Source organism: Planomonospora sp. ID82291, assembly GCF_015711645.1.
GTDB lineage: Bacteria > Actinomycetota > Actinomycetes > Streptosporangiales > Streptosporangiaceae > Planomonospora.
Genome location: NZ_JABTEX010000010.1, coordinates 84876 through 106385 on the forward strand (window position 1 = coordinate 84876; position 21510 = coordinate 106385).

General features: G+C 70.9%; 28 protein-coding genes. 3 read left to right on the forward strand and 25 right to left on the reverse strand.

All coding sequences use genetic code 11. From position 1 onward, the window contains the following. Window positions 1-4: 4 nt before the first annotated feature. The 3 genes from HS045_RS33155 to HS045_RS33165 are packed head-to-tail and all read right to left on the reverse strand — an operon-like array spanning window position 5 to window position 1304. Complete coding sequence (locus tag HS045_RS33155) at window positions 5-424, reverse strand: hypothetical protein (protein ID WP_196455587.1); 420 nt, start codon at window positions 422-424, stop codon at window positions 5-7. Between the two features lie 5 nt (window positions 425-429). Further along, window positions 430-723 (reverse strand): hypothetical protein, encoded by a 294-nt coding sequence (locus tag HS045_RS33160; RefSeq protein WP_196455588.1) that lies wholly within the window; start codon window positions 721-723, stop codon window positions 430-432. A gap of 17 nt (window positions 724-740) precedes the next feature. Further along, complete coding sequence (locus HS045_RS33165) at window positions 741-1304, reverse strand: hypothetical protein (RefSeq protein WP_196455589.1); 564 nt, start codon at window positions 1302-1304, stop codon at window positions 741-743. Window positions 1305-1383: 79 nt separating this feature from the next. Here HS045_RS33165 and HS045_RS33170 point away from each other — a divergent pair, with 79 nt between their 5' ends. Next, window positions 1384-2136, forward strand: coding sequence for a helix-turn-helix domain-containing protein (locus HS045_RS33170; RefSeq protein ID WP_196455590.1), 753 nt, complete (start codon window positions 1384-1386; stop codon window positions 2134-2136). 64 nt (window positions 2137-2200) lie between these two features. Here HS045_RS33170 and HS045_RS33175 read toward each other — a convergent pair whose 3' ends face one another. The 5 genes from HS045_RS33175 to HS045_RS33195 all read right to left on the reverse strand — a co-directional run bounded on the left by HS045_RS33175 (window position 2201) and on the right by HS045_RS33195 (window position 7695). Beyond that, window positions 2201-2596 carry a hypothetical protein gene (locus tag HS045_RS33175; protein WP_196455591.1) on the reverse strand — a complete coding sequence of 132 codons (396 nt, stop codon included), beginning with the start codon at window positions 2594-2596 and terminating at the stop codon, window positions 2201-2203. Between the two features lie 45 nt (window positions 2597-2641). Further along, window positions 2642-3817 (reverse strand): hypothetical protein, encoded by a 1176-nt coding sequence (locus HS045_RS33180; protein WP_196455592.1) that lies wholly within the window; start codon window positions 3815-3817, stop codon window positions 2642-2644. Window positions 3818-3972: 155 nt separating this feature from the next. Further along, window positions 3973-6129: a hypothetical protein gene (locus tag HS045_RS33185; RefSeq protein ID WP_196455593.1), complete on the reverse strand. Its 2157-nt coding sequence runs from the start codon at window positions 6127-6129 to the stop codon at window positions 3973-3975. 55 nt (window positions 6130-6184) lie between these two features. Then, window positions 6185-7432, reverse strand: coding sequence for a hypothetical protein (locus tag HS045_RS33190; protein ID WP_196455594.1), 1248 nt, complete (start codon window positions 7430-7432; stop codon window positions 6185-6187). After that, on the reverse strand, window positions 7429-7695 hold the full coding sequence (locus HS045_RS33195) for a hypothetical protein (RefSeq protein WP_196455595.1): 267 nt from the start codon (window positions 7693-7695) through the stop codon (window positions 7429-7431). Before HS045_RS33195 ends, HS045_RS33190 begins: the two co-directional genes overlap by 4 nt. 159 nt (window positions 7696-7854) lie before the next feature. On the opposite strand from HS045_RS33195, the gene HS045_RS33200 reads away from it, so the two are divergent. Beyond that, window positions 7855-8577: a GntR family transcriptional regulator gene (locus HS045_RS33200; protein ID WP_196455596.1), complete on the forward strand. Its 723-nt coding sequence runs from the start codon at window positions 7855-7857 to the stop codon at window positions 8575-8577. 154 nt (window positions 8578-8731) lie between these two features. Here HS045_RS33200 and HS045_RS33205 read toward each other — a convergent pair whose 3' ends face one another. The 10 genes from HS045_RS33205 to HS045_RS33255 form a co-directional block, all read right to left on the reverse strand. Continuing rightward, complete coding sequence (locus tag HS045_RS33205) at window positions 8732-8956, reverse strand: hypothetical protein (protein WP_196455597.1); 225 nt, start codon at window positions 8954-8956, stop codon at window positions 8732-8734. Beyond that, on the reverse strand, window positions 8953-9186 hold the full coding sequence (locus HS045_RS33210; protein ID WP_196455598.1) for a hypothetical protein: 234 nt from the start codon (window positions 9184-9186) through the stop codon (window positions 8953-8955). Before HS045_RS33210 ends, HS045_RS33205 begins: the two co-directional genes overlap by 4 nt. Before the next feature lie 44 nt (window positions 9187-9230). Beyond that, window positions 9231-9914: a hypothetical protein gene (locus HS045_RS33215; protein ID WP_196455599.1), complete on the reverse strand. Its 684-nt coding sequence runs from the start codon at window positions 9912-9914 to the stop codon at window positions 9231-9233. After that, a complete protein-coding gene (locus HS045_RS33220; RefSeq protein WP_196455600.1) occupies window positions 9904-10281 on the reverse strand; it encodes a hypothetical protein in 378 nt (125 codons plus the stop codon). The genes HS045_RS33215 and HS045_RS33220 overlap by 11 nt, the downstream gene beginning before the upstream one ends. After that, window positions 10274-10627, reverse strand: coding sequence for a DUF433 domain-containing protein (locus HS045_RS33225; RefSeq protein WP_196455601.1), 354 nt, complete (start codon window positions 10625-10627; stop codon window positions 10274-10276). Before HS045_RS33225 ends, HS045_RS33220 begins: the two co-directional genes overlap by 8 nt. 178 nt (window positions 10628-10805) lie before the next feature. Beyond that, the gene (locus HS045_RS33235; protein ID WP_196455603.1) at window positions 10806-12233 is read right to left on the reverse strand and encodes a helix-turn-helix domain-containing protein; all 1428 of its coding nucleotides are present in this window, start codon (window positions 12231-12233) and stop codon (window positions 10806-10808) included. Then, window positions 12230-12406 (reverse strand): hypothetical protein, encoded by a 177-nt coding sequence (locus tag HS045_RS33240; protein WP_196455604.1) that lies wholly within the window; start codon window positions 12404-12406, stop codon window positions 12230-12232. Before HS045_RS33240 ends, HS045_RS33235 begins: the two co-directional genes overlap by 4 nt. 222 nt (window positions 12407-12628) lie before the next feature. Continuing rightward, a complete protein-coding gene (locus tag HS045_RS33245) occupies window positions 12629-12922 on the reverse strand; it encodes a WhiB family transcriptional regulator (RefSeq protein ID WP_196455605.1) in 294 nt (97 codons plus the stop codon). Further along, entirely contained in the window at window positions 12919-13509 is a 591-nt protein-coding gene (locus HS045_RS33250) for a hypothetical protein (RefSeq protein WP_196455606.1), read from the reverse strand. Before HS045_RS33250 ends, HS045_RS33245 begins: the two co-directional genes overlap by 4 nt. Then, window positions 13506-14372, reverse strand: coding sequence for a Rad52/Rad22 family DNA repair protein (locus tag HS045_RS33255; RefSeq protein WP_196455607.1), 867 nt, complete (start codon window positions 14370-14372; stop codon window positions 13506-13508). The genes HS045_RS33250 and HS045_RS33255 overlap by 4 nt, the downstream gene beginning before the upstream one ends. 347 nt (window positions 14373-14719) lie before the next feature. Between HS045_RS33255 and HS045_RS33260 the strand changes: the two genes are divergently transcribed. Beyond that, a complete protein-coding gene (locus tag HS045_RS33260) occupies window positions 14720-15211 on the forward strand; it encodes a hypothetical protein (protein WP_196455608.1) in 492 nt (163 codons plus the stop codon). 202 nt (window positions 15212-15413) lie between these two features. On the opposite strand, the gene HS045_RS33265 is transcribed toward HS045_RS33260, so the two are convergent. The 7 genes from HS045_RS33265 to HS045_RS33295 form a co-directional block, all read right to left on the reverse strand. After that, window positions 15414-15845: a hypothetical protein gene (locus tag HS045_RS33265; RefSeq protein WP_196455609.1), complete on the reverse strand. Its 432-nt coding sequence runs from the start codon at window positions 15843-15845 to the stop codon at window positions 15414-15416. Between the two features lie 98 nt (window positions 15846-15943). Next, entirely contained in the window at window positions 15944-16315 is a 372-nt protein-coding gene (locus HS045_RS33270) for a hypothetical protein (protein WP_196455610.1), read from the reverse strand. Between the two features lie 228 nt (window positions 16316-16543). Continuing rightward, a complete protein-coding gene (locus tag HS045_RS33275) occupies window positions 16544-17560 on the reverse strand; it encodes a hypothetical protein (protein ID WP_196455611.1) in 1017 nt (338 codons plus the stop codon). Further along, the gene (locus tag HS045_RS36355) at window positions 17557-18153 is read right to left on the reverse strand and encodes an RNA polymerase sigma factor (protein ID WP_196455612.1); all 597 of its coding nucleotides are present in this window, start codon (window positions 18151-18153) and stop codon (window positions 17557-17559) included. The genes HS045_RS33275 and HS045_RS36355 overlap by 4 nt, the downstream gene beginning before the upstream one ends. Window positions 18154-18157: 4 nt before the next feature. After that, window positions 18158-18397 (reverse strand): hypothetical protein, encoded by a 240-nt coding sequence (locus HS045_RS33285; RefSeq protein WP_196455613.1) that lies wholly within the window; start codon window positions 18395-18397, stop codon window positions 18158-18160. Window positions 18398-18521: 124 nt separating this feature from the next. Beyond that, window positions 18522-18947: a hypothetical protein gene (locus tag HS045_RS33290; RefSeq protein ID WP_196455614.1), complete on the reverse strand. Its 426-nt coding sequence runs from the start codon at window positions 18945-18947 to the stop codon at window positions 18522-18524. Between the two features lie 13 nt (window positions 18948-18960). Beyond that, window positions 18961-21438 (reverse strand): fibronectin type III domain-containing protein, encoded by a 2478-nt coding sequence (locus HS045_RS33295; protein WP_196455615.1) that lies wholly within the window; start codon window positions 21436-21438, stop codon window positions 18961-18963. Window positions 21439-21510 lie beyond the last annotated feature (72 nt).

Below are 21510 nucleotides of genomic sequence, written 5' to 3' on the forward strand. Positions count from 1 at the left end.
GGCCTCACCCGGCGTGGCAGGAGATGACGGCCGTCGCGAGGTAGCGGGACCGGCCGTCTGCCTCCGCCACCGGCCCCACGCCCTGGGCCTCCACGTTCGTGATGACCACCTCGCCCTCCCCCGCCGGTACGGCAGGCAGGTCCGCGAGCTCCGTCAGGGCGGCATATAGGATGCGGCGGAGCCGGAACGTCCCGACCGGGGCCTCCAGGCTGTCGAGCGCCTCCAGGCGTAGCAGGACGGTCGACTCTCCGGTCAGGAGGTCGTCGCTGCCGCCCGGGATCGTCTGCACTCGCAGCCGCGGGTAGGGCGGGATGTGCTCGGCGCCGACCCGCCCCGCGCCGCCCAGCTCGGCCGCCAGACGGGTGCTGGCGGTCAGGTGAGCGAGGGCGGCCGGGACCGGGTCGGCGTCAACGAGGAACCCCACGGCAGCTACTCGCTCTTGCCCTGCTGAACGGCGGGCTTGGGGTTGTTCTTCACCGGGACGAGCGCGGCGCGGACGCTGTCGCGGTCGGCGGGGTCGGCACCCAGGACGAACCCGGCACCGACCAGCCGCATCGCCTCCCGCTTCATCAAGGTGACCTTCTCGCCCTGCTGGTAGACCCGCTCAGGCAGGCCCAGCTCGACGGCGTCGACGGTGCGCAGCGGGTGGGCCAGGATGAAAGACACGTACTGCTCGGCCATCAGGTGCTCCTCCAAGGTCAGGACGAGGTTGTCGGCGGGCATCCTGCCGGACGGGGGCGTTAACGTCGCCTCGCCTTGTGCCGGGCGGCGGCCTGCCGGGCGGCTTCGGCGAGCCAGCCGCCCCCGCGCTCGCCGTACTCCGACTCGGCGACTCTCGGGAAGGCGGCGGACACGACCGCGGTGATGCTCTTGCCCGCCGGTCGGGCCCGGCCCGCGTGGATGCCGGCGGCGACCGCGCCGGGCACCTCGACCGACTGGCATCGACAGTTGCGGGACTGGTGGATCGGGAGCCGGGTGTCGCGAGGCCGGTCGGCCACATCCCACCGGCCGGGCAGGATCTTCCATCCGCCCGCCTCGTTGATCGCGTCACCGCCCGGGTCGCGGCCCTTGCGGAGGTAGACCATCGCCGGGAGCCGGTAGTCGACGTTGCCGGGGACGAGCTGCCCGTGCGCTTCGGCGTGGGAGGGGCGGACCTTCTCGTCGGTGTCGGTGATCCATTGCTTGGCCGGGGGAGCGCCTGCACGAGCGGCCTCGGCGACGTCGTCGGCGACGTCCTGGACGCGGCGGGCGACCAGGGCGGTGAGCTTGCGGGACAGACCGGAGTTGATGCGGGTGCGTGCCATGGCGGGGCACGGTAACCGGCTCAGGCGCTTGCGTCCCGCCAGGAGACGTTAACGCCGCGACCTGTCATCCTCCCGGCTCGTGAACCCCGATACCACCCCCGGGCGGCGGGCCGTGGACGTCGCCGCCGCCACCCGCCTGTACCTCGAAGACGGCCTCAGCGTCCGGCAGATCGGCCAGCGGCTCGGCTGGTCCCACACCACCATCCACGAGGCGCTCGTGGGGGCGGGTGTGCCGTTGCGGGCCCGCGGGCGCGGTGGCCGCCGCATCCCGGACCAGACCCGGCAGGAGATCGTGGCCGCCTACGTCGCGGGCGAGTCGCTTCGGTCGCTGCTGGCCCGCCACCAGGTGGCGGCGCAGACGATCCGCAACATTGTGACCGAGGCCGGGGTGCCGCTGCGTAAGGGCGGGTGCGTCCGGGCGGGCAAGGCCCGGTTCGACCGGCAGGCGGCCGCCCGGCTCGCCGAAGACGGGTGGACCGCGCCGGCGATCGCGATCCTCATGGGGTTCTCGGAGGGGCACGTCCGGCGGGTGCTGCGCGGCCTGGGGTACGGGCGGGCGCCGCTCCCGGCCGGGGAGGACCTCGCTCTGGCCTACGACCGGGCCGGGTCGATCCGGGGCCTGGCGGTTGAGCTGGGGTGTTCGCCGTGGCGGGTGAAGCGGGCGCTGGAGCGCGAGGGCATCCGGGCGTTGCCGCGGCCGCGGGCGCTGGTGGCGATGGTGCGCGCCTCCGGCTCTGGGCGGGCGGTCGCGGAGGAACTGGGGTGCAGCGTGGGCCGTCTGCGGGCGGCGCTGGAGCGCGGTGGGGTCCGGACCCGGTCGAAAGTGGCCTGAAGACGCGGCAGGGGCCGGGCACCTGGTGCAGGTGCCCGGCCCCTGCCGGTTCGCGGCCCCGCGGTCAGGGGGTGCCGAGGCCGTAGGTGGTGAGCAAGTCGTAGATCGTGCGGGCCTCCTGCAGCAGGGCTTGGCCGCTGGTGAAGACCGTTTTGGTCTGGTCCTTGTACGCCGTCGTCTTCTCCACGCCGCCCAGGCGCAGGCGCGTTTCCAGCGCCTGCAGGCGGGCGTCGTAGTCGTTCCGGTCGGTCGCCTCGGCGAGCCAGTCGGCGATCACCTGGGTGTCGGAGGGCAGCGCGCGGTCCACCTCGAAGGTGTGCAGGTGCCGGTTGGCGCGGGTGGTGGTGAGGTTGTCGAGGGCGATGGCGAGCGCTCGGCGGTTGATGGTGAGCCGGTCGGGCGCGGGCAGGGGCGGCCGCGCCACCGTGCGGGCGGAGGCGTGGGTGCGGTGGGTGAACATCAGCGGGTCGGTCCTTCCTGGGCGGTCCCGGTACCGGTCGGTGGGTTACTCGTTGATCGCGGTACCGGTCCCGGCACCGACCAGTTCGGTACCGGGGGCTTCGGAGGTCTCGGGGCTCTCGGTACCGACCGGTTCGGTATCGGCGGTACCGGCCGGGGCAGTACCGGCGGTACCGGAACCGGTCTCGGCGGTACCGGCGGGCGGCTCCTCGGCGGTACCGGGCCGCGGGGAGGAGCTGGGGGAGGCGGTACCGGCCTCGGTGTCGGTACCGCTGTCCGCGGGCGCCGGGGCGGCCGTCTCGGTACCGACGCCGGTACCGCCGATGACTTCCCGTTCGATGAAGGCGCGGACTCGCACGGCCCGGCCACCACCCATGCCGCTGGCCAGTAGCTCCCGCTTCTTCGGCACCTCGCCCGGGTGGTCAGCCATGTACTTCTCGATGAACTCCAGGTCCTGGGCGCTGAGCAGGGTCGTTCCCTTCACCGGGTTCGGTGCCTGCGGCTCACGGCGCGGCCGGGTCCGCAGAGCCGGAGCCGGGGTCGGAGCGGGCTTGGGTGTGGGGTCGGTCCCGCCGGGCGGCTGCGATACCGGGACCGCCGGGGGAGACGCCGGTACCGGAGCCTCCGGTACCGACGCCGGGACCGGTACCGGGACTGGCGGCTGAGCCGGTACCGAAAGGCCGGTACCAGCCTTGGCCGTGCCGGTACCAGCCCCGGTACCGGCACGGCGGGCGGCCTGCTCGGCGAGCCGCTCGGCGCGGGCCCGCTCCCTCTCCGTGGCCTCGGCCCGGTCCTGGTTCTGCAGGGCCCGCAGGTGCGCGATGGCGGCCAGTACCACGGGCGGTACCGCACCGATCAGTACCGCCAGGGCCACGCCGTGCCAGGACTCCGCGCGGTACCGCAGCATCGTCAGCGCGTGGGAGACGGAGTTCAACGCGATGCTGCCGCCGATGGCCCACCAGGCGCCGGAGCGTGCGTGCGCGCGGGTGACCTCGCTGATCCACCAGCGGCGCATCAGCCACGCTCGCGCGGTGGCGATGGCGTAGAAGTCCACGGCGACGGGCAACGCCCACGCCATCTTGATCCTCCACCCGTTCGGCAGGTCCCACACGGTGCTCCAGCCGGCGAGCTCCGCCAGGTGGGTCAGCGTGTCGAAGGACACCCACAGCACGACGGCGCCGATGCCGAGAAACAGCACGTCACCGAGGAGGTCACGGTCCAACTCGCGAGTCTTAGCGGTCACTTTCAGTCACTTCCATGAGGCGGCGGTCTGTGCGGGTGTGGGGGTGTGCGGGGGTCTGGAGGGAGGAGGGTGCGGGGTGGTTTTCCCGGGGTTCCCGGAGGGTCTGTGGCCCCCGCACACCCCCACAAGAACCGCTAATTTGCCTGTTCAGGGCCGGTGTGAGGGGGGTTCGTGGGGGGCGTGGGGTCGTGGGGGGCTCCCACGTGGGGGTCGTGGGGGTTCTCGGTGGCGCCGACGAGCGCCAACGTCTTCTCTTCGCTGTTACTTTCCGTGACGGTGATCGTGGTTCTGTCCCCGGTGGCGAGGAAGTCGGCGCGGTCGTAGCCGCGCCGCCGCTGGCCGTGGCGCTCGAACGCGTTCGGCCGGGTGCTCACGCCGTACGGCGCAAGCGCGGCTGCCAGCTCCGTTTTGGAGGCGAACCCGAGCGCGGCCGCCAGGTCTTCCGAGTGCATCCGGTCGTCCTGGGCGGTGTCGAACACGGCCAGTGCCCGCTGGATGAGCTCGGGCAGGTGGCCGTAGGAGGGCGCCGCCGGAACGGCGGGGATGGCCACGGTGAACGCCGGCGGGATGTCGCTGGGGTCGCCCCAGGCCGCGGTGACGCCTCCGGCGAGCGCGTAGGCGTGCTGCGATGCTCCTCCGGGCGTGGGCCCGGCCGGAAGGGAGGGCAGGTCGATGTCGTCGTCGTCCTCGGGGTCGGCGAAGTCCTCGCGCATCCGGTCGAACCGGGTGTCGAACTCCTCGCCGATGACGGCGCGCGCCACGGCGATGGCGCGCGGGTCGAAGTCCGCGCGCCGCTCGGAGATGACCAGGGAGATCTCGCCGATCTGCAGGGGCCGCAGGAACGCGGCCTTGAAGGGGCGGGGCCGGTCCTTGTCGAACTGGACGAAACCGCACCCGGGCCCGTCCAGGTCGTCCAGGCTGATGCCCTTGTTCCAGCCGAAGAGGTACGACAGCTCCTCCTCGTCCTGGACGAACATGCCGACCCGGAACCCCGACTGCTTCTTGACGGCGGGGGAGACGACGTCGGAGGTGGCGCGCAGACCGGAGAAGATCACGTTGCAGGCCTCGTTACGGCCGATGCGCTGGATCTCCTCCAGCATCGCGCGCAGCTGGGCGACACGCGGATCGGTCGAGGTGGGGCTCATCGCCTCCGCTGACTCGTCCACCATGATCAGGTAGTACGGCAGGCGGTCGGAGACGGGCAGCAGGGTCGCGTTCGCGGCCCGCTTGATCTTCCGGGTGGACTTCTTGCGGTCCTTGACGATCGCGAGCATGGCCTTGGCCATGAGCAGCGCCTCATCGAGGTTGCTCGCGGCCCACCCGAGCGGGGGCCGCTCCACTGTGTCCTCCAGCCATGCGTCCAGCCACGGCTGGGACATGCCGCCGCCGTTGAGGTCGACGTGCAGCACGACCGTGTCGGTGCACAGGCCGACCCCGGCGGTCAGGGCGTGCAGCAGGGAGGTCTTGCCGGATCCGCGCTGGCCGGTGATGAGGCCGGCGAGCTCGCGCAGCGGGACCCGGGTGGGCTCGCCGTTGCGGAACCCGCCCAGGTACGTCGGCTCCAGGATCGAGCGCGGCTCGTAGTCGGTCGGGTAGTCGAGGGTCTCCCCCAGCAGGTTGACCGTGGAGACGTGCATCCACGCCGACCCGCGGTTGGGGCCCTTGGTGATCTCGACGCCGCAGCCGTTTGGGAGCTTGGCGTCCGAGGCGAGGGATGCCTCGGAGGCGGCCAGCCGGTCCCGGGTCGCGCCGCCGGACGGCAGGTCGACCAGGAGGCTGTAGCCGGCGCCGTTGCCCCACCGGCGGACTTCCTCGATGCGGACCTTCATGTTGGCGACGCGGAAGATCCGGGCCTCCCAGGTCTGGGCGAGGCGGGCGTTGGAGCCGAGGACGAGCGCGCTGCTGGTGGTGGCGGCGCGGATGCGCTCTCCATCGCGGGCGGGGATGCGTGACAGGATGCTCGCGGCCAGGGCGCCGACGCCGAGGGCGGCCCAGGTGTTGAGCCGCCACGGGGTGTCCAGCAGGGCGTAGGTGAGCCAGCTTCCGCCGCCGCACCAGCAGGACAGCCGGTAGACCAGGGCGCCGGGCCCGGCGCCGTCGCGGGCGTCGCCCAGGGCGGTGCCGACGCCGCCGACGAGGGCGCCACCGGCGGCCCAGTAGGCGGGCAGGTCGACCATGTCCCCGACCGCGGCGGCGGCGGCCAGGGTCAGGGTGGCGCGGGCGGTCGGGCCGAGGATGACCGCGTCGCGCTGCGCGGCGGCGCGGGAGCGCTGGCGGGTGTCGGTGGCCACGGTGCTGTGCTCCTTCAAGATCCGTGCTGAGGGTGTGCTCGGTGGGGCGGGCAGGTCAGACGACGTTCCACTTGTCCTCGCGGCGGCGAGGCTTCTCGCGGCGGGCGATGTCACCGGCGTGGACGCGGCGCAGGAGCGCGCCGATCTCCTGCGCGGGCTGGATCAGGCTCGACTGGGCGACCCACAGCTTGTGAAGCGACTCGATGATGACCGGGTGGAGGGGGTAGTCCTCGGCCAGGCGGGTGGTGAAGGTGCGCAGGGCGGTGGCGTTGTGGGCTGGCCACTGCCCGAAGTTGTCCATGCCGCTGGCGAGGATCATCATGTCCTCGGTCGCCCAGCCGGCGGCGGCGGGGATCAGCTCGGCGGAGACGACGATGAGCGGGTTTCCGCTGCTCATGGTGGTGGTCCTTTCTCGGTGTCGGGGCTGTCGGGGAAGCGGGCGGGTGCGCGGCTTGTCTGCGGTCTCGGGGGCGTCAGGGCCGGGCCCGGCCTCGGGTGTGGTCTCCGTGGCCTCGGGGCTTTCGGCCTTCTTCTCCGCGGTGTCGGGGGCGTCGGTCCGGCGCCACCAGCGGCGGACCTTCGCGACCAGGGCGCGCAGCAGGTCCACCTGCCACACGTCGAGCCGGGCGCGGGCCCGCGCCAGCCGCTTGCTGGTGGCGTCGGCCCACCGGCCGGTCGTGAGGGCTGCGCCGAGGGCCTGCGCGCCGCGCTTGCGGGCGGCGCGTAGGAACGCCCGGGAGGCCTTCGGGGTGCTGGCCGTACCATCACCGCCGCCGTGGTTCTTGTCGCGGCGGGAACGCTTCGGCCGCTTGCCCCCGCCGTCTCCGCCGCCGAAGGGCAGGCCGCCGCGGCGGCGCTTGCCCCCGCCGCCTCGGCCGCCCAGGCCGAGGGACGGGAAGACGCCGGAGCCCTTGGCCGCCTTGCTCCGGCGGCTGCCGGACGTCGACGGGCTGGCCGTCGAGGTGCGGCCCTCCCGCCGGGCGCGGCCGCGCCCGGTGCGGCGGTAGCGGTGGGCGACGTAGGCGGCGCCGGACGCGGTGACCGCTGCGCCGCCCGCGATCAGCCCCGGGATCCCGGCCGCCTGGTGGAGGCCACCCACGGCGATCGCCGCGACCGACAGGCCACCGATGAGCTTGTCGCGGGTGAAGTCCGCAGTGCGGGCGGCCGAACGGCCACGAGCCGGGGTGTCGGTCGGCTCGTCGGGGGTGTCGGTAGGCGCGGTGGGGATCTCGTGCTCGGCCGGGGCGTCGACGTCGTCGTGCTCGACGGTCTTCTCCGGCTGCTCGACCTCGACGTACGTCACGGCGTCACCGCCAAGAACGTGGCCATCGTCTGGGCGAGGTGGTCGAGGTCGCCGTTGCGCCAGGCGACGAACGTGCCGCCGGCGGCCGCCGCGGCGAGCAGCGATGCGCCATGGAGCACGGCGAGCTGCGCGCCGTGCCAATCGCGGGTCTTTCCTCTGCCGGAGCAGCACCAGCAACGGTCGATGAAGAACCCGCTGTAGGTGGTTCTGCCTGTGCCCTGGCACATCTCGCACGGCTTACGCGGCGGGATCAGGGTCCTCATCTTCCCCTCCTTTCGTTCACCTCTTGGCGATCTACACCCTACAAGTTAACTTGATGGGTGTAGATGAACAAGGGGGGGATGTTGACGTTGATAGTCACAGCCGATATCCCGGTGGCTACTTGTGCTGGCACCCTGGGTGTCGGCACACCACCGACAGCGATGGGATGGGCACACGTGATGGCCGAAGGGCGGCACTCCTACGAGAAGATCGTCAAAGAGTTGCGGGCGGCGATCCTCGGCGGGGAGGAGCTGCCCCCCGGTGCGTGGCTCCCGAGCGAGAAGCAGCTACAGGATCGGTACGGGGTCGCGCGCAACACGGTGCAGCGCGCCATGAACGACCTGGTCGGCGAGGGCCTGGTAGCGGTGGAACCGAAGAAAGGTGCGTACGTGCGCAGCTATGACCGGCAGGCCCGGCCGGTACGGCTCAACATGGTCAACTGGGAGTTCGGAGCGCGGGTGACGGTGGAACTCGTCACCACGCCGGTCCAGCTGCAGGCGCAAGAGCCCGACGCGACCGGCGTGTTCCGCCGGCGGGTGGTCGGCCGGAGCATCGGTGACACCTACTGGTGCCGATCGGTGACGAACGCCGTGCCGGGACTGACGTCTCCGACGCCTCTAGAAGAGGCCGACGTGCTGCTGCTCGCCGATGCGGGTGTCCCCGCCGTGGAGGGAACCGCGGAGACGATCGCGCGGATGCCCACGCCGGAGGAGAGCGCGCTGCTCGACATCCTGCCCGGCACGCCGGTCCTGGAGCAGGCGGTGATGCTTACCTCCGGGGAGCGGATCCTGGGGATGCGCGTCGAGGTGTACCCGGGCGACCGGTACAAACTCGTGTACGGCCTGCCCACGCTCGACTTCCCCGCTTCTGACGACGGTGAATGACGAGCCTGAGCATGATGACGGCCCCGCACCCTTCACGAGGTGCGGGGCCGTCGCCGTTGAAAGCCGCGGGGGCTTACCGGGCTCGACGTCCGGCGCGGGCGACGGCGGCCCTCCGGAACCCGCCGACCGGACTCACCGCCGGTCCTTCCATGCCTCATGCGCCATCACACAACTCCAGATGCCAGCGCGGCGGGATCTCCACCCACACCTCGACGTGCTCGGGCAGCACGCTCATCCGGTAGAACCACCAGCACCGGCGGCACTGGTAAGCGAGCTGCACACGGCCGCACCGCTCCCACGCCTTCCCGGTCACCGTCGCCCCGCCCCGCTGCCAGGTGCCGATCGGCGCGGGCGGCGGGAAATCCGCGAACGGCCTCACGGCTCGGGCTCGTCCAGGAGCACGAGCTTGGCCACCCGCAACTCCAACCGGCGTCCACCCCGGATCCCGCTGTCCCAGTACACCCGGTCTTCGGCGGCCTGCTCGGCGGTGGCGTGCATGCGCGGCGTCATCCACCTCGACCGGTCTTCGGCCCGGGAGACGTCGACCACGACGTATCCCACCACCTGCTCGTCGCCGGGGTCGCTCGCGTGCATGAGGGTCGGGCTCACTGCTCCTCCTGGGTGAGGGGTTCGACGGTCAGCAGCCGGCCCGGTCACAGGGCGCTTTCCGCGCGGCGCGGCCGGAACGGGACCACGCCCGCATCCTCGGCTTGGCGGTGCTCGGCGGCCACCTCCGCCACGGTGTCGTCAAGGACCTCGGGTGAGGCCAATCCCCAGAACCCACCGACCGAATCCACCGGGACGAGCTCGGCGCCCTCCACGCAGGCCGCGACCACCCGCGTGCGGGTCACCGGCTGCCCGGTCTCCCGGTCGACCTCGGTTGCCTCCTGCATCAGCCAGGCCGGGACCGGCCGGACGACGTACCCGCGGGGGGAGTCGTCGCCGAAGATGGCCCGCCAGGACGGCGGGCAGGGCAGGGCGTTGACGGTGCGCCAGTCGATCATGGGGGAGTCCTTCCTGGGGGAGGTGTCGGGGCGGGCGTGTTCCTGAAGGGCCGTCTGCTGGCAGGGGACGAACCCGGCGGTGACCACGCCGAGGGATCCGGCGCGGGCGGGCACGTAGTGCAGGCCGTCCGGCCCGCAGTAGGCGCACGACCAGCTGCACCAGCCGATGGCGCGCATCGCCCGGATGCGGACGGCGTCGGGCCCGCCCTCGATCACCAGGTCGTTGTCGGGGGCGTAGGCGAGAGCACGAGCGTGAACCTCGGCCGGGTCGGTGCCGGGCACGAGCAGGACCAGGCCGCGGGCGCCGACCAGGAGCCGGATGTCATCGGCCACCGGGCACCTCGCTGCGCGGCGGGTGATAGGCGATCTCGTGGAGGATGACCCGGGGCAGGCCGTAGGCGGCCGGTTCACGCCGGTAGACGCGCGTCTCCTGGCAGGCCGGGCACCGGTTGGCCTGGAAGCGGATCTTCTGCTTCTCCCCGGCGAGCCCGAACGTGAGCAGGGACGGGCCCGGGTGGGCGCACTGCGGACAGGCCGCATCGACGTGCGACAGCAGCGGCGCCGACGTCCACGGCCGCCACGTGATCGGCGTCCCGTCGTGCTCGGAGGGCAGGGCCGGGACGGTGCGTTGCTGGGCGGCCAGCTCGACGCGCAGCGCCTCGACCTCCGCCTGGAGCGCGGCGAGCTCGGCGTCACCCACCGCACACCCCCACCGTCCGGGCCTTGGCGCCGGAGGCGCTGAGCGGGGGGAGCGGCACCTGCTCGTAGTCGCAGCCCGGCGCCGGAGCCGTCAGCGCGCGCTCCCACCGCTCCAGCCAGTTCCTCCAGGCCTTGCGCTGCTTGGCGTAGCGGGCGGCCCACCAGCAGCAGACGAGCAGGTCGCCGCGGCTGATCCAGAACTCCCGGTAGATGTCGAAGACCGGAGTGCCGGCGACGTAGGCGCTGACGACGGCGGCGACGGGGACGCCGCTGGTGGCGATGGTCGGCTTGCCAGCGTTGACGGCCGGGTCGGCGGTGATGTGCGGCCGCCGGGGGGCGGTGCTCATGCGGCTTCCTTCCTCCGCTCGGCCTCGCGCGCTGCCGCTGCCTGGTCGGGGCTGATGGTCGGCGGTTCGATGCGGCCCGCGAGGGCGGCCGGGCTGTGCTTGGAGCAGCGGGGACCGGCGGGGTAGGGCCGGGTCTTGGTCTTTCCGCAGGGGCAGGGTCCGTACAGGGGCGAGAGCTTCATGCGACCTCGCTCTGCTGGTCGGGCCCGGTGGGGCCGGTGGGCCAGGTGCCGGTGCGGGCGGCCACGACGCGGCCGGAGTGGATCAGGCCCGGCGTCTCGATGCCGTCGCCGTTGACGCACCAGGTGTCCGCCTCGGCGCCGCACCGCTCGCAGTAGATCCGCTTGGCCGCCTGAAGATCCTTCTCGCGCTGCGAGAGCTTCTTCGGGCCCAGCTTCGCCCTGGCCTCCTCGATCGCCGCTCTGGCGGCCTCTCCAGGGCCCCTGGGGGCCTTGTGGAGCTTCGGGCGGGGCTCCTCGTCGCCGGAGGGCGCGGCGGTGAGCCTGTCCAGCTCGGCGAACCGCTCCTGCAGCGGGGGCGGCGTCGGCGTCACCTGCGGTACGGCCGGGGCCGGGACGGCGGCCGGAGGTGTGCGAGGCGCGGCGGACGGTGGGGGTGTGTCCGTGCGGCGGGATCCGCCCCCGCACGCCGTGCACGCCCCGCCCTGGTCGAGGTCTTCGCCGTCCTCGCAGCGGGCGTTGGCGCACAGCCGGGCCCGCACCAGGGTCACGGCGGCCGCCACGGGGTCGTTGACCCGCTCGCCCTTGTGCTGCCACCACGCCCACCGGCGCCCGATGCGCTCGGAGAGCTCGGCGACGGATCGGCCGGCCAGCTCGCGCTGGATCGCCGACAGGACCTTCCCAGAGGCGCCCTTGGAGATCCGGCGGCGCAGTTCGGCGGGCAGCTGCTCGAACACCGCGGCGGCGGGCGAGATGTGGGCGTGGTTGGTCGTCGTCGCTGCCGGGTTGTCGGCTCCGGCCGGAACGGCCGCGGCGTCCGGCGCCTTACGGTGCTGCACTCCGCCTACGGCGGGAGGAAAAGAAGAGGACGGGTCATTGGACGGGTCTATGGACGGGTCGGGTGCAACCACCGCACCCCGTTCCTGCGCCGGTTGCACCTCGTTGCTGCGCTCGTTGCACCCCGTGCCGTCCGCGGGACCCTGCTCCGCACGGGGTGCAGCCGTTGCACCCCGCTGCATTTCCGCAGCTCGGCGCATGTTCGCGTACCGGAGGGTGATGCCGGGGAACGTCCGCTCCAGGCTCTCTAGGTCGTCGTCGGTGAGGTCGTCGCGGATCCGGTCCATCGCCAGGTCCCACACCTGGGGACGGCGGTCACCGCGCTTGATCTTCGCCGCCACGATGGCCTGGTCACCCTCGCGGATGACGCCCTCGGTGGCGAGCCGGTCCAGGGCGGTGCGGACCGTGCGCTCCGACAGGCGGGTGTAGCGGACCAGGGTGTTGACGCTCGGGAAGGCGTCGCGGCCGGTGCTGTCGGCATTGTTGGCCAGGCCGACGAGGACGAAGGCGCACGCGCTGTTGGGCTTGCCGCCGCCGTCCTTCGGGATGGGGGCCAGGTTCAGGGCCCACGAGATCGCCTCGACGCTCATCGAGCACCTGCCGAGGCGTAGGGGTGGCCGGCGGGCGCGAGGCCCGTCTCCGGGGTGGTGTCAGTGAGGGCGGTCAGCCAGGCGCCCAGCTCCTCGTTCGAGGGCGGGGCCAGGCTCACCTGGTCGGCGGGAGCTGCCGTGGCGGTGCGGCGGCTCCTGAGCTGGAACAGCATGCGTCAGGGGTCTTTCTGTCGGTGTGGGGACCGATGCGCCTGCCCGGATGGCGGGTGCGGGGGCGGACGAAAACAGGTCTGCGCGCTTGCGTCCAACCGGGACGATCAATCACGCGTTTTCGCTGATCAGAGCGGGTGCTTTCGTGCATCCCGGGCGTGTCGCGTCGGTCGTGCGGCGTGGAGGGCGGCAGCCTGTACGGCTGCCGCCCGTCTGACCTGGGCTTAGGCGGCGCGCTTGCGCTGGCGGCGGCGCTGCTCGGCGCGGAGTTCGGTCTCGTTGAGGCCGCCGCGCGTCAGCCAGTAGTCGCGGCGGTCCAACGCGTCTTCCCGGCACGTCTCCAGGACCGGACACTCCTGGCAGTAGGACTTCGCCACGGCGTCGTCGTACGGCTCGCGGGGCGTGCCGTCCGGCAGGGGCTCGTCGTCGTCGGTGAACACCCACTGGGGAACGCCTTTGCACGCGGCGAGGTCGTGCCAGGTGCGGACGGCCTGGCGGACTCCCGATCGGCGGGTCATCGCTCCTCACCCGCCTCGGCGGCCGGGAGCGCGAGCAGCTCCGACAGGGTCTCGGAGGTGAGCGCGCCACTGCGCATGGCCTGGCGGATCACGTCTTCCCAGTCCTTGACCAGTTCGGTCTTCGGGGTGGGGCGGCCGTGGATCACCTCGACGCCGGGGATGGTGATCTCCTCCCCGGACTCGGGGTCGATCAGCTTGCCGTGCAGGGCGGCGCCGCTCTTGCGGGCGGCGTCGCACGCGGTCTTCCACCAGGTGTCCCGGATGACTTCCTTGAGGTGGTGGGGGTTGTGCTCCCGCATCCAGGCGATGGCGGCCCGCTCATCAACGATCTTGAACGTGGTGGGGCCCGCGGTCATGGTCGTGGTGGCGAGCGTGCGCCCGGCCAGCTTGACCGGCATCACCGTGCCGACCGGCATGACCTCGTCGCCGTCCTCGTCCACGCCGCGCAGCGCGTCGGCCTGCTGGGCGATGCTCTCGTCGGTCTTCTTCTCCAGGCCACGCAGGAACGCGAGGTTGCGCAGCCGCTGCTTGGTGGGGACCGCCGGGGCGGCGGGCTCGATGCCCGCCGCCGTCGTCGTCTCGCTCACGCTCCCACCCCCGCAGCCGGGGCCTGGTGGGCGGCCTTGAGCTCGGCCATCAGCCGTTCCCGCTTGGGGAGGAAGACCGCCCCGATCGCGTCGTTGTCCTCCTGACTGACCCGCCCGGTGGCGATCTCGGCGTCGATGCGATCGCCGATCGCGCTCAGCTCGCTGAGGTTCGCGGCCTTGCTGATCTCCACGATGATCTGCCGCAACCAGTTCGGGGCGGTGCCGTCGCCGTTGAGCGGCCGGTCTCCTTCGTCATGGCCGAGGGACACCTGCTGCGGGACGTTCGCCTGGATGTCCTCGGGCTCCTCCGGCTTCTCAGGCTCCTTGGCCTGCGCCTGCCATTCGGCGATCTCCTCCGGTGTCGGGTCCGGCCACACCATCGTGTTGACGACCAGGGTGCTGGTCTGGCCCTTGTTGTAGAGGGACAGGCCGAACTGGTCGCCCAGCGGGATCGAGGCGCGCTTGATGGCTACGGAGATCGCCGACTTCATGGCCAGCTCGTGGGCGTCGCCGCGGGTCTGGTTTTGTGCGGTCTCGGCGCTGCCGTTCTCGTAGTGGGCGATCACGTTGCCGTACGGGTCCTTGATGGTCAGCCGGACCACGGCGCGGTAGCAGACGTCCCACCGGCCAGGGCTCCTGCCCTCCTGCTCGAAGACCAGCACGACCTCCTTGACATCGGTGTCCCAGTTGCCGAACCCGAAGATCCGGTTCAGGTGGGCGAGGTTGTCCTGCTGGGTGATGTGCGAGTGGCCCTTGCCGTCGCGCATGACGCGGTTGGTGTTGATCGGCTGAAGGAGCTGTCGGACCTGCTTGCGCAGGAGCCCGCGCCGCCGGGCGGGCCGGGGGAACTTGGTGGCGAGCAAGGTGGTTCTCCGTTCCTGGGGCTTACGCCGGACGAAGCGAGACCGCTCCCGCTGCGACCGGCGTACGGCGAGCGGTGTCCGAGGGACGCGGCGCACAGTAGGCCGCACCACTCTTAACCGCTCAATTTGTACAGGTGGTTTACTGAGATCAGCTTATCTCTTCCCAGAAACCCGGTCAACCCACCTCAAATCCCCTAATGGGAGCGCTCTCATCCCGGCGTACTCCCGAAAGGCACTTATCAAGCGGTACGAAGATCTCTACGCTTCAGGAGACGCTAAGTACCTGAGCAGTGAGAGCTGGAGCGCGACCGCACTCGCGCCACCGAGCACGAGGAGACCCCCGTCCCATGTCCGACCTGAGCTTCACCACCGACGACATGACCGGAGACCAGGTCGCCCGCCTCGGCCTGGCCAACGCCGCGGCCGCCACCGTCGACCGGCTCCTGCACCTGGTCTCCACCGTGGACGACGCCCGACGCGCCCCCGGCGACCTGCTCCGCGAAGCGCTCGACGCGCTACGCACCATGAACAAGGTCGTCGCCCGCGCCGTCACCACCGAATCCCTACGCGGCACCCGCGACGAGGAACTCGCCGACGTCTTCGACATGGACGAATTCACCTTCGTCCGCCGCTACGGCCACTTCAACGCCAACCACCTGGCCGACGACCCCCGCGGCATGTGGGCGATGCTCCGCCCCACCTGCCCGGCCCCGATCAACGACACCTGCCCGGACGACCCCGCCGAAGCCGCCCACGTCCTGGACGCATGGATGCGCCGCCACCTCGACCCCCGCGAGGCCGCCCCCGCCCCGGCCCACCCGGTCTCCGCCGGCCTGTAGCCCGAACACCGAAAAGGGCCCTCCCCGAACGGGAGGGCCCTTTTCGTATGAGGTCCTGTGTGCGCGCCCGGACTCAGCCGGGCAAGTAGCCCCGAAAGGCTCCAGGCGGTATCCCAAACTGCGGGCGCGCACTCGCACTCAGCCCCAGGAAGGACCCTGTGCACGGCCCATCATAAGCGTGCGGGCGCCGGCCGGACACCGCTCACGAGACCGCGGGCTCCGGGGCCAGCGGCCGCACCGCGTTGTAGACGCCGGAGATGACCGCCGCCAGCGCGGCCTGACCTGCGGCCAGACCCAGGGTCTTCAGGTCGCCGCCGACGAGACCGGCGACCGCGCCGCCGCCAGCGACGATCGCACCCGACACCAGGTTCTGAATCAGGGTGCGGCCCGCGCGCAGCGGCACCTCCCCGACGCCGGGACCGCCCGCGGGCTTGACCCGGTTGTAGACGTAGGCGAGCGCCGCCGCCAGCGCGGCCTGCCCGCCGACCACGCCGAGGGTGCCCGCGTCGGTCGCGGCGCCCGAGGTCACCACCGCGGAGCCGCCGGCGACGACCGCGACCGACAGGATGTTCTGCAGCAGGGTGCGGCCCGCACGCAGCAGGGCCTCGGAGATGCCCGGAAGACGATGAACCATGATCGTGGCTCCTTCACAGAGGAGGGATGTGGACTGTCCGAGGGCGGATGGTGCACGAGTGAGGGGTTAACGTCGCGCGCCGCAGGTCAGGGCGGGTGTCAGCCCCACAGCTTGAACACGACGCCGAGGACGCCGAACACCGCGGAGATGCCGATCGCGGCCCAGGTGGAGAACCGCTTCGCCTGGTCGGCCATCGTCTGGACCCGGGCCCGCTCCCCGGCCCGCGCCTCGGCGGCCTCCTGGATCTTCTGGGCGTGCTCGTCCAGCCGCTCGGTCACCACCTTGTGGTTGTCGGCGACCGTGGTGGCCAGCGCCGCATGCTGCCGCTCGCCGTGCGCGACCTGCTGCAGGATCAACGCGAGCTGACCGCGCACGTCGGTGAACCCGACTTCGGCGATCCGCCGTACATCGGCCACCTGACCGGCCAACCAGATCTGTTGCTGCTGTTCGTTCGGCTGCTCCTCGGCCATCCCGCACCCCCATACGCTCGGCCTGCACATTCGGGGCGGCACCATAGGGGCAAACCCGCCTTACGTCGCCCCAGGGCCGGAACCCTTAAGAGGGCTCCGGCTCTGAGGCGACGATTGGAAGACCGGCGCGCTGGTTGGGAAGTGCGTATCTGCGTCATCAACCACAACCATGCGATCGACGTCTGAGACAGGGACAGGCCTGCTTCAGGTTCACTCAATCGAGCATGCTCACATCAGATTGACGGATTCCCGCTCTGGCGCTGAGCCTGACCTGATCACGTAAATCCCTGATTCCATCGGTACCTCAGCGGAACGGGCCTTCAGGGTTTCGATGTCGACCGCTTCCGGCCATCGCGTTCCCCACGCGGACCATCGCACACCGATGAGATCGATACCGCTTAACACCACTCCACGTAGATCGGACGTCGTGAAGTCCTCCAAGAAGGCTCTTACCGAGTCTGCAGGGAGGGGAGGAAGATCGCGGCCCAGCGCCGCGCCGATAACCTTCTGGGCTTCTTCTACGAAGAAGCTGATGAGCTCTTGGGTGAGAGTGAGGGCGCGGTCGATGTCGTTGCTGAGAGGGCGGTCGATGTCACAGATGAGAACGCGGTTGAGTTCGCGGACGCGATTAAGCGCGCGGGTGACAAAGAGGTCGCGGGAGAGTATGCGGGAGATTTTGTGGACGAAGTCGCCGTCGCGACCGCGGGGGATGTTGCGGTCGTAGGTGTAGGCGTGGGTGAGGTGGATGATGAGGCTGCGGGTGAGGGCTCGGGCGTGGTTGAGGGCGTGGGAGAGGTCGAGTGCGTGGGTGAGGCTGCTGGTGAGGTCGTGCTCGAGAACGCGGGCGCGAGTGAGGTCGAAATCGAGGTCGAGGGCGTAGGCGAGGGCGCGGACAATGGACACTACGTCCGGGTAGCGGCGCAGTTCGAAACGAGCTTGATGGCTCACCAGTGACAGGAACTGTTCTGCGGGTACAGGCTCCTGCTTCTTCACGTGCGCTTCCGGCAGAGCGACTGGCAAATCTGAAGCTGCGGCTGGCACGATTTCAGCCAATCCGGCCTCAACATCAAGAGCGGTGCCGAGATCGCCTACAAGAGCAGAGTGGCGAGAATGCAGCAGGACCTCAGCCAGCCCGGCCTCAACATCAAGAACGGTGTCGAGGCCCTCGATGAGGGCGTGCTGGCACTCGTCCAGCCAGTGATCGAAGGCATCGTCATGGTCATCGGGCTGATGGCGGCCGCTCACTGCTCCTCCTCCCCCTCGTTGAGATACCCGTTCGCTCGAAGGTAGACGACGGCAGCGCGGCGAGCATCCCGCAGGCTACCCCGCACAGCATCAGGAGTTATGCGAAGCTGCTCGGCGATCTCAGAAGGGGTAAAACCGTCGTACGTCCACGCCAGGACCTGGCGCTGACGGGGTGGCAGACTCTCGAGCATCCGTAACGTGACCTGCTGAGCATCCCAGTCTGCTGCGGCGTCCGGGTGAGGCAGCAGCGATGTCGGCTGGGGCACTTCATCATGGGCGTCTTCGCGAGTACTGGCCACCTTACGAGCCAGGGCGCGGCCGGCTACCGTGTGGACCCAGGCGTTCGGCTCGCCGATCCCGGTCCAGTCCCGGTGCGCCTTCATCATCGTGTCCTGGGCGATGTCCGCGGCCAACGGCAGCGTGGCCCCCTGGTTGATCAGGAAGGCAACCAGGCGGCGGATGGTCGTCCGGTAAAAGAGGGCGAACGCTTCGTCGACCGCTGCTCGTTGCGCGGCGTGCTCCTCCAGGGGAGCCCGGAGGCCGTCAGGCCCCACCGCGGGGAGAGAAGCCGATTCCGGCTCGTGATCGCTCACCGTCTTAACCGTTCTTCGAGATGGGCTTCCGGATGATCTTCAGGCGGATGTGGTGTCCGTCACCCTGCTCATCCAACTCCAGCTGACTGTTCGACGGGACCGCCTTGGTCATGTTGGTGAGGTTCTGTCCGTGGATCTGCTCGTGCCGAGCTCGCCAGCGCAGCCGTAGCCACAAGCCGAGCAGGGTAAATGCCTGGCTCGCGACGATCGAGACGATGGTGAGGATGATGGTGGCCGGGTCCATGTTGTTCTCCTGCTGGATGGGGCGGCTGTGAAGCCCTTCACGAGTAAGAGCCTCGACAGGCCGTCCGCATGAACTTCGGAACCAAGATTCTTTTCTCGGGCCGTACACCAGGGCGCAGGAGGGGTTACCTGTGCCAGCCGCCGACCACCGCGACCGTCGCCGACCCGCTGTTGACCCTCACCTGCACGTCCACGACCTTCCGGGCGCCGAACGCCCACGTCTCGGGCAGGAACCCCGACACCGTCACCACGCCGGACGCGGTGGCGTTCACCGTGTCGATCTGCGTGCCGTCCGCGCGTAGCTGCACCTGACACGACGTCGCCCCCGACAGGGTGATCGACACGTCCACCGTCACCGACGAGCCGGAGCGGGGGAACGTCGTCCACGCCGCCCGGGTCAGCGTCGTGGACGACGTCGACTCCAGCACGGGCACGAACGTCACCGACCGGACACTCGCCTGGAGTTCGAGCGCCTTCACCCGCGCCTGCAGATCGGAGATGACCCGCACCAGATCGGCCTGCCGCAGGTCACCCGCGGAGATCTTCGCCACCGCCACCCCTTCCTCAGTCGACCGCGACGGTGTGCTCGCCCGTCGTCACGGTCACCAGCTCGCCCTCGGCGCTGTCCGGCTGCACCTTCAGCGACACGATCTTCATCGACCGGTCCAGGCCCGGGGAGCCGTCCGGCTGCGCCGGGAACAGGTGGTCGGTGATCACGACCCGGGCCGTCCCGCCGAGCTCCCACTGCCACCACCGCACATCCGGGGTGATCGCGAGATCGAACTCGAACAACTGCTTCGCCCCGGCACTCGCGTCGGAGGCCCGCTTGGTCTCGGCGTCCAGCGCGGCCTGCGAGGTGAGGCCGTCGAACTGCCACGCCTCCTCGATCAGCGGCCACCCGTCCGCCAGCAGGTCCGTACGCGTGACCGACGAGAGCATGACCCCGCCGTCCGGCCGGCGCAGCTGCCCCCACGTCCGGGTCGCCAGCCCGCGCCGCGTGGAGCGCTTGTACCTCCTGACGTTGCCCGGGTACTCGAGGGTCAGGCCCGTGTCCGGAGGGGTCTCCCGGGAGATGCGGCGCAGCACGAACCGCGGCCGGTCGTTGACGGCATCCCACCCGGGTGCGACCCACCAGTCGAATCCGCCCGGCGCCGCGGCGACCTCCGTGGCCTTGTCGAGGATCCGCTCGAAGTCCTCGCTGCGGTATTCGCGATCCACCGGGGTGCCGGAGCCGGCGGCGCCGTCGTAGGTGAGCCACCGCAGGTCCGCGGGCCGGGCGGCGTGCTCCAGCAGCCACGTCACCTCGGTGTCGGCCACGGTGCCGTTGCGGGGTCCGGTGAACGCGACGTACCGCTTGCCGTAGATCGCGATGGACTCCTCGGCGGTGATCTTCAGCACGCCGGTCTCGGAGTCGTAGTCGGCGGGGTCGATGATGCGGCCGCCCCAGACGAGTTGCTCCCCCCGGTACACCATGATCATGGTGCGTTCGGGGCGGGTCGCGGCCGCGACCCGGCCGATCGTGTAGGCGTCGTCGTACAGCGGGATGTCCGCGGACAGGGTGCCGCCGCCGCCGAGGGTGATCTCGAAACTGACGTTTTGCAGAGGCAGGGAGTCCAGCGGCAGGTGGGAGTCCCAGTCGTAGAGCACGTACTCGTACGGCGGTGCGGCGCCGGACAGGTCGGCCAGGGTGGTGGCCTGAAGCATGACCCGGGACGAGCGGTTGCCCAGCTCATCGACCGCATCCACGCCGACCGTGTAGGTGACGCCCGGGGTGAGGCCGGTGAAGGTGTAGACCCGGGACGGCACTTCGGCGATGCGGAACGCGCCCAGGTACAGGCCGTACCCGGTGACGCCCACGTTGTCGTCGGTGGACGGCGTCCACGCCAGGGTGATCGCGGTCTTGGAGGTGGCGACCACCGACACGTTGCCGGGCACGGTGGGCGGCGTGGTGTCGGCTTGGGCGCGCACCGTGCGGGTGCCCTTCGCTGACCGGTTGCCGAGCAGGTCGAGCGCGTCGACGCTCACCGTGTAGAGGGCGCCCGCGGTCAGGTTGCTGAACGTGCGGGTCCGGCCGGTCTGGTCGCCGCCCTGCTTCTGCCCGTTCAGGTAGACGCCGTAGGCGACGACCGCGCTCTGGTCGTACGGGGTGTCCCACCCGATGGTGATCTTCCCGGCGGCCAGGCCCGTCACCTTCACCACCGGAGTGAGCGGCGGCGTGGTGTCGTTGACCGGCGTGACGACCAGCTCGGCCTTCTCGCTGCGGTTGCCCTTGTAGTCGTAGGCGTCCACCTGGACCGTCACCGACACCCCGGGCGTCAGCCCGGAGAACGTCGCCGACTGGCTGCTCGTCGAGCCCCTTTCCACGCCGTTGAGGTACGTGGTGTAGCCCGACACGCCCATGTTGTCGCTGGAGGCGTCCCACGCCACCGTCACCGACGTCGGGGTCATCCCGGTCAGCCGCAGGTTGGACGGCACCGAGGGCGGGTCGTCGTCCGGCGGCTCCGGCGGGTAGAACACCGCGGCGGCGAACCCGTACGTCCCCGACACTGACGCGCCCGGGAAGGAGTAGGAGGTGGACAGCCCGGTCTCGTAGGCGACCGAGGAGATGTGCCAGTTCGGGACGGAGCCGCCATCGGTCGCGGCCGTCTCCATCGACCACTGGGAATCGACCTGCGACGGCCACGACACCGTCGAGAAGCTGCCGACCGACAGCAGCGCAGCCCCGGCCACCATCACGCCGCCGGCGCGCGGCAGCGTGTCGGTGAACGCCGATCCGCCGCTGCTCGTCCTGGCGAGCGTCCCCGACAGCTCCATCGGCCCGTAGACCTCGACCATGGAGACGTGGCACTTGATCGTTGACTGCGACGTCGACACGGTGAACGAGGACTCGCCCCCGGTCGCCTCCTTGATGAACATGCGCAGCGAGAACCCGGAGCCCACGTACTCGTGCTGCTGGTAGCCGCTCGTCGTGCTGCCGATCGGCACGCCCGACGACACGAACACGACCAGCCAGTTCCCGGGCGTCGCCGAGCTGAATGACACGGTGTGTGATGAGCGGCCGCCGTAGTCGCCCGCGTTGTACCTTGCTGTCTGCCTGACCGGCATGAGCTCCGC